Origin of the sequence: Wolbachia endosymbiont (group B) of Melanostoma mellinum, from assembly GCF_947251465.1 — a bacterium.
In the GTDB taxonomy this organism is placed as follows: Bacteria; Pseudomonadota; Alphaproteobacteria; order Rickettsiales; family Anaplasmataceae; genus Wolbachia.
Genome location: NZ_OX366366.1, coordinates 1868878 through 1875946, shown reverse-complemented (window position 1 = coordinate 1875946; position 7069 = coordinate 1868878). Strand labels below are relative to the sequence as shown.

The window sequence follows — 7069 nt, the reverse complement described above, 5'->3', positions numbered from 1 at the left end:
AGCCATTCTGGTTTAGGGAAAGTGTGTTGAATGATCATAATCTGGATCTATTTAAAGACTTCTTGCAAGAAAGCTATAAACATGCATATAAAGAGTGGAAGGAGAAGGAATTTGATATAAATCATCTATTTAGCTTAGAGGAAATAGAGTATAGATATCAAAGTACATTATTGCATTTAGTAGTTGGAGATTTTGATTACTTAGAGGAGGAAAAGAAGAAGTTAATACGATATCTATTAGACGAAGGTGCTAATGTTAATGCACTAGATTCTTTTAGAAACACTCCTTTGCACAAGAGTCATGAAAAAGAGGTAACACAAATTTTACTAGATGCAGGTGCTAATGTTAATAAACGAAATTCTTGTGGAAACACTCCTTTGCACGAGAGTTGTTACAAAGAGGTAATACAAATTTTACTAGATGCAGATGCTAATCCTTTTATAAAGGATCATTATGGAAAGACTGCAAGAGATTGTACCTATGATAAAGAAAGCAGCTTTTAAAAAAGGCAGAGGATAAATACAAGTATAAGGCAATGAAAGTTGGTAGTGTTTGTGGTGTTGTAGCTGCATTAGCAGTTGGTGGTGGACTTTTTGCTGCTGGTGTTGCATTACCAATACTGGTTTTAGTTGGTATAGTTGTAGCTGCTGCTGTACTCACTGGACTTATTGCTGGTGGTATTACATATGCAGTATCTACTAAGATAGAAAATCCTGACACATCAAGGTCGGCAACAGAACAAGGTTTGCCTCAGCCAAATTAAGTAAAAGGAAGAAAAGACTTCTTCCTTTTCTCCAAGTTTTTTACTTCGTTAGGTACCCTTAATCCTATTCAGGGTACCTAGATCTGATAATAGGTGTAACCATTGCTCGAACAGAAACAATGTTTTTAGCGTCGTTTTTTAAAGAATGACACTATTTCCATTTGATTAGAAGCCCCTTTTTCTTGTTTTAGTTATTCACAGAATTGTTAATAACTAAGTTGATAACCCAGAGAAATACATATTTTACACATTATGAGTACTTCGGAGATCTATAATAAATATGATCTCCAAATACTAATATATATATAATTGAAAGCAAAAGAACTGTGGATAACTCTAAAAAGTTATATTTATTTTAATATTTTTAAAAAAAAAGAAACAACCATTAAGGGAGCCAAGCTAATACAATCATATAAAAGATTACATATTTGGTTATAATTTTAATATTTTTCTAACAAAAGCCAATAAGGGGGTAGTCTTGGAAAATTTTTCCTAAAAGATAAAATTTTTAAGTGCTTTTGAAGTGATACTTTAGGTATTTTTAAAGTAATACTTTTAAAGTATCAATTGAACATTTTTGAGCATTAATCTGGAGGTTCAACAGGCACTTTTTTATGCTGTTTGAGAAGAGCAAAAATTGAATTTTCTCTTGCTGAAAGCTTGTGTTTCTTATATTTTCCATAATATACATTATGTAATTTTCAATACTAATAAAACTATTTCCCAATCTTTTAAACAACAACCTATCGAACCTCCGGATTAGTACTTAAAAGGAACTATTAAAGTACCTCTTTAATTATTAAGAAGCACTTAAAATTTCAACCTTTAGCTCCAATACGACCCTCTATTTGTCTTTTCTTAAAAAGCGTTAAGATATTTATCAATTGAGTAAGTTTTTCTGTAAATATTTCAATCTAATCATACTCTTTTTGATGTCTTTTTTGATCTTTTTCAGAATTATCCACAGTTTTTTTATTCTCAATTATATATAAAAAATTTGGAGAAAAGAGGAAGAAGTCTCTTCTTCCTTTTTTTACTTAACTACACTACCATACTTGCCGCTGTACTAGCTTTTTGTTCTGCATCAACGCTATAGCTTCTCACTAGGAACCTGCTTTGACATTGCATATGTAATACCAAAAACAACAAACCCTATTGCTATAGCAACAGCTGCGCCAATAAAAGCCGATATTAGTAATGAAAGACCAGCAGCAGCAAAAAGTCCATTACCAACTCCCACTCCAGCCGTAATACCAACAATAGCACCAAATTTCATTGCTTTATTGCTTGTATTTATCTTCTTCCTTTTTTAAAAGCTGCTTTGATTCATCACGGGCATGTTTTCTTGCAGTCATTCCATAATGATCCTTTATAAAAAGATTAGCACCTGCATCTAAGTAAAATTTGTGTTACCTATTTGTCATGACTATTGTGCAAAGGAGTTTTTCCAAAAGAATCTCGTGCATTAACATTAGCACCTTTGTCTAATAGATATCGTATTAACTTCTTCTTCTCCTCTAAGCAATCAAAATCTCCAACTATTACATGCAATAATGTAACTTTATATCTATACTCTCTTTTCTCTAAGCTAAATAGATGATTTATATCAAATTCTTCCTCCTTCCACCTTTGATATGTATCGCAAGCTTCCGTTGAAACGATAAAAAAGGGTGAAGTTACTGCTATTCACTTTTTGTATCTTTTTTAGCAAAAGCTTCCTCCCAAGTGCCTTGAGTTGCTGCACGGCTATACTCTGTTACTCTATTTTCAAAGAAATTTGTATGTTCCACGCCATTTAGTATTTCATCAAGCCACGGAATAGGGTTATCTTTAACATTATATATAGATTTAAGACCTAATTGCGTTAACCTTCTGTTTGCTATGTAACGTATATAATTGCGCACTTCCTCTGCAGATAGCCCTTCAACATCTCCTAAATCAAAAGCAAGACTTATAAATTCATCTTCAAGTTCAACAATAGTGCGACATGCAGAATATAATTCTTCTTTGAACTCGTCATTCCAAATTTCATTATTCTCTTTAATAAACGTATTGAACAAATTGATAATTGAATTGGTGTGCAAGGTTTCGTCACGTGCTGACCAAGCAATTATTTGCCCCATACCTTTCATTTTTCCAAACCGTTGAAAATTGAGCAAAATTGCAAATGATGCAAATAACTGCAATCCTTCAGTGAAGGCACCAAATACTGCTAAAGTTTTAGCAACATGTTTTTTATCGTGCTTTTTACTTTCCTCAAATTCTAACATGTATTCATACTTCTTTCTCATAGCATCATATTTTAAGAATGCTTGATATTCACTTTCTGGAATGCCAATCGTATCTAGAAGGTATGAATAGGCTGCAATGTGTATAGTCTCCATATTGGAAAAGCTTGCAAGCATCATACATATTTCTGTTGGCTTAAATATATTTGAATAATGCCTCATATAGCAATTATTTACTTCAATATCTGCTTGAGTAAAAAACCTAAAAATCTGGGTCAATAAATTTTTCTCTACATTAGAAAGTTTAGTTTTCCAATCTTTCACATCATCAGCAAGCGGAACTTCTTCAGGTATCCAGTGTATCCTTTGTTGCTGCAACCATGCATCATATGCCCAAGGATAATTAAAAGGCTTGTATATTGGATCTGCTTCTAGCAACGACATAAGGTACCTAATTATTTTGAAGTAAATATTATATTAAATGATATTGAGAATCAGTCAATTTAACTTTTTTGAAATTTGACGACAGATAGTTTATCAGTGTATTATGATTTCAAATAACTAATTGATAAAATGCGGGTATTAATATTTTCTGTTTTGCTGTTTTCAGTAGGCTGCATGCACACTATCTATAATCACGGAGTTCCTGGCATTAATGTTGAACTGTGGAGCAAAATAAAAGTAGGTGATGATAGAGAAAAAGTGGTTCATACTTTAGGATTGCCAACATTAGTATCAAAGTTCGACGAAAATGTTTGGTACTATGTCTCATATAAAATTAAACAAGCTAACTTCTTGGGAAAAAGGAAGTACAGTAGTAAGTCTCTGCAAATTTCGTTTAATCAGAATGACGAAGTTACAGATATAAGAGAAATCAACGTTGCAGAAAGGTCTTTAGCTGTTGTTGATTGAAAATTTGCTGATCTATTTTTCATCACAAGTAACTAATTCAGGTAACGTAAATTCACCTATTTAGAATAAAATCTAACGTGACTTCGCGCCAAATGTGATGATGCTCAGCAGGTAAGCCAATTAACGGGCTACATTTATACACTGCACGCATTGCATTATCTGCTGCTGATCTAAAAAGAGGATTATTTTGATAAGAACTACTATCTGCTACGTTGGCTACAACGATCTCGCCTTTACTGGATAATAATAAGTTAATTTTTATACTAAAATTTTCTTTATAAACTATGCCCTCAGGAATGCTCCAACACTCTGTCAGTTTATCCCTTATAGAATTAATAATTTCTGTTACAGCCAATTCATCATCTTTGTTCTCAATATTTTTCTTATCTCTTATTTCATTTTTCACCTCTTTGATGTCTTCTCTTAGTTTTCTTTCTACACCCTTTTTTCTTTTGGGAATTGGAATACCCTCATCAATTTCCTGTATTTCAATAATTTGCCTCGGTTGTACTAACTCAACTAATTCTTTTTTTCTTTGTGGTATAGGAATAACTGATGAATCATTCGTTTGGGCTTTCATTGAAAAAAGCAAAAAACAACATAGAGACAAAAGAAGAATATAATTAAAATAGAGAAGGCGCATATGTTAAGCAGCTTGTTTTACTGGTTTAAAGCTAATATTGCACATAAAGTCAATATATTTCAGTTGACTTAAACTCAAATTTGCTACACTAATTTTATTATCTCTATAATATCATATGGTCAATATACTCTAAATGAGATGGAAAGATGAAGGTGTTATTATAGCTGTTAAAAAATACGGTGATAAAAATTTAATTCTTTCTCTATTTACAAAAAATCATGGAAAGTGCAGAGGATTAACTAGGTTAACAAACAATAGCAATTATAAGTTTCAAATAAGTAATCTATTACATGCAGAATGGAGTGCTAAGCTACCTGAAAATCTAGGTTTTTTAAAGTGCGAATTGATTGAATCTCCATTTCATCATTTCTTTCAAGATAGGTTAAAAAGCATTGCTATTATTTCTTTCTCGTCTATATTAGAAAAAGTGCTTCCAGAAAGTGAATCCTGCATCAAGTTGTATGATAATTTTAGACACTTCATCGATGTAATAAAACATAATAGCCAGTTTTGGCAAAGTCATTACCTTAACTTAGAGCTTCTGCTTCTTACGCAACTTGGATTTAAGTTAGACCTATCAAAATGTGCTGTAACAGGTGTGAAAGAAAATCTACAATTTATTTCTCCAAAAACTGGTAGAGCAGTGTCAAAAAAAGTAGGTGACTGTTATGCAGATAAATTACTACCTTTTCCACAGATGTTGCATGATGTATACAATAACAACCTACAAAATAGCTACTCATATCAAGAATTCAGACTAGGGTTAAAAATTACAGGGTATTTTTTAAATAAATATCTATTTCTGCAGTTAAATGCGAAATTTCCGGAGTTGAGAAATTTTATGCTATCATTTGAATCTTAGTTACTACTTATTTAAAAGAACTTCAACCAGTAACCACTCTATTTCTACCACTGTTTTTTGCTTTATATAAATATTTGTCAGCACGTACTATAAATTTTTTAACATCATCAAGGTCAGATCTTTGCATTGCTGAAATTCCAATGCTCACAGTTAAATTATGGGTTGTATTTTTATCCACAAGTATAAAAGGTTCTTTGGCAATAATTTTCCTTATTCTCTCTGCAATAGTATACGCATCTGATACATTGGTATCTGGCATTACAACAACAAATTCCTCACCACCAAACCTAGCTAATAAATCTGTCACTCTGATATTTTCAGAAATTCTTTTCTGTATTTCCTTTAAAAGTTCATCTCCAGCATTATGCCCAAAGTTATCATTCACCATCTTAAAATAATCTATATCAAGTATCATAAGAGATAAACTTCTATCTTTTTCCACAGAATCCTTAACAATATTTCTTAAGTGTGCATCAAAATATCTTCTATTATAACAGTTAGTTAATGGATCCTTTATAGACATTTCCACATTATTAAATAAATTCATTCTCAAGGCATCTTGATACCTTTTGCGTTTCACTTGCAAATTAACCCTAGCTATTAATTCACTCTCATCTAAAGGTACTGTTAAATAATCATTAGCACCTACATCAAGTGCCTTTACTAAATTGCTTTTATCATAATCTTCAGAAAGGATCAGAATTGGTGTATAACGTGTTTCTACTTTACTACGAAACTTAGAACACAACCGTAGGCCGTCAGTTTTTGAAAACTGCATGTCAGAAATAATCAGGTCGTAATTATCCTTAATACCAACCTTTAATGCTTCTTTTGGATCGTGCAGTATTTTAATTGATCTGAAGCGTTGCTTTAGAACATTGTGTATCTGCTCTGCTTGAAAGGTGTCCTCATCTACAACAAGTATGTTAGCATCAAAAATCTGATTAGAATAATCCATAATACTGCTTTCTGCTACTCCACCAATCTCGGCATTAGTTTCTCCTCTCAAGCACAACTCATCTATTATCATCTTTAAGCGCACAAGAGACTTAATTCTTGCAGATAAAGCAGTTTCATCTATCGGCTTAGTTAGAAAGTCATCCGCACCAGCATTAATTCCTTCCACTCTATCATGAGTGTCATGCAGCGCAGTTACCATAATTATTGGAATATAAGTCGTTAAGGGATCATTCTTTAGCTTCTTACAAACCTCAAAACCACTCATTTTTGGCATCATGACATCAAGTAAGATAATATCTGGCTGCTGTTCCGCTACTAAATCTATCGCCTCCTCGCCATCATAAGCTACAATAACTGTATAGTACTCTGCTTTTAGCTGAGCCTCCAAAAGCTTAACATTAGATGGTATATCATCTACTACTAGGATTTTTGCTGTCATTTTTTGTACTATCTACATTGTAAGTAGGATAAAGCTTGCCATCTTCACCAATTATGTAATTGACTTTTTCAACGTTATGCTCTTCATATAATTCTTTAATTCCGGTATCCTTCAACAATTTCCTAACTCTTGATTTTACAACCCAGAAATACCTATATATATTTTTAATAAGATTAAGAAATACAGGTACTTTACTTTTATCAAGAACCATTATACTCACTAAAGCTACAACTAAAACTTCTGACAGACCTATATTAAACAT

10 protein-coding genes are annotated in these 7069 nt (G+C 32.2%); 4 read left to right on the top strand and 6 right to left on the bottom strand.

All coding sequences use genetic code 11. The annotated features are described in order from the left end of the window. Both OPR42_RS08735 and OPR42_RS08730 read left to right on the top strand, forming a co-directional pair. A partial coding sequence (locus OPR42_RS08735) for an ankyrin repeat domain-containing protein (protein ID WP_265042336.1) occupies window positions 1-503 on the top strand: 503 nt, incomplete at its 5' end. Between the two features lie 32 nt (window positions 504-535). Continuing rightward, window positions 536-763 (top strand): hypothetical protein, encoded by a 228-nt coding sequence (locus OPR42_RS08730; RefSeq protein WP_265042334.1) that lies wholly within the window; start codon window positions 536-538, stop codon window positions 761-763. A 1090-nt stretch (window positions 764-1853) separates the two neighbouring features. Here OPR42_RS08730 and OPR42_RS08725 read toward each other — a convergent pair. The 3 genes from OPR42_RS08725 to OPR42_RS08720 all read right to left on the bottom strand — a co-directional run bounded on the left by OPR42_RS08725 (window position 1854) and on the right by OPR42_RS08720 (window position 3435). Beyond that, entirely contained in the window at window positions 1854-2039 is a 186-nt protein-coding gene (locus OPR42_RS08725) for a hypothetical protein (RefSeq protein WP_265042333.1), read from the bottom strand. Between the two features lie 137 nt (window positions 2040-2176). After that, window positions 2177-2314, bottom strand: a complete 138-nt coding sequence (locus tag OPR42_RS08855) for an ankyrin repeat domain-containing protein (protein ID WP_406848680.1) — start codon at window positions 2312-2314, stop codon at window positions 2177-2179. A 131-nt stretch (window positions 2315-2445) separates the two neighbouring features. After that, window positions 2446-3435 (bottom strand): ribonucleotide-diphosphate reductase subunit beta, encoded by a 990-nt coding sequence (locus OPR42_RS08720; RefSeq protein ID WP_264375577.1) that lies wholly within the window; start codon window positions 3433-3435, stop codon window positions 2446-2448. A gap of 129 nt (window positions 3436-3564) precedes the next feature. Between OPR42_RS08720 and OPR42_RS08715 the strand changes: the two genes are divergently transcribed. Continuing rightward, complete coding sequence (locus OPR42_RS08715) at window positions 3565-3903, top strand: outer membrane protein assembly factor BamE (protein ID WP_029237605.1); 339 nt, start codon at window positions 3565-3567, stop codon at window positions 3901-3903. A 52-nt stretch (window positions 3904-3955) separates the two neighbouring features. Here OPR42_RS08715 and OPR42_RS08710 read toward each other — a convergent pair whose 3' ends face one another. Beyond that, a complete protein-coding gene (locus tag OPR42_RS08710; protein ID WP_010401890.1) occupies window positions 3956-4483 on the bottom strand; it encodes a hypothetical protein in 528 nt (175 codons plus the stop codon). 196 nt (window positions 4484-4679) lie between these two features. Between OPR42_RS08710 and recO the strand changes: the two genes are divergently transcribed. Next, window positions 4680-5408: a DNA repair protein RecO gene (recO, locus tag OPR42_RS08705; protein ID WP_265042331.1), complete on the top strand. Its 729-nt coding sequence runs from the start codon at window positions 4680-4682 to the stop codon at window positions 5406-5408. Window positions 5409-5430: 22 nt separating this feature from the next. On the opposite strand, the gene OPR42_RS08700 is transcribed toward recO, so the two are convergent. After that, on the bottom strand, window positions 5431-6807 hold the full coding sequence (locus tag OPR42_RS08700) for a PleD family two-component system response regulator (protein ID WP_010401888.1): 1377 nt from the start codon (window positions 6805-6807) through the stop codon (window positions 5431-5433). Next, window positions 6779-7069 (bottom strand): Sec-independent protein translocase subunit TatB, encoded by a 291-nt coding sequence (gene tatB / locus OPR42_RS08695; RefSeq protein ID WP_264687230.1) that lies wholly within the window; start codon window positions 7067-7069, stop codon window positions 6779-6781. The genes OPR42_RS08700 and tatB overlap by 29 nt, the downstream gene beginning before the upstream one ends.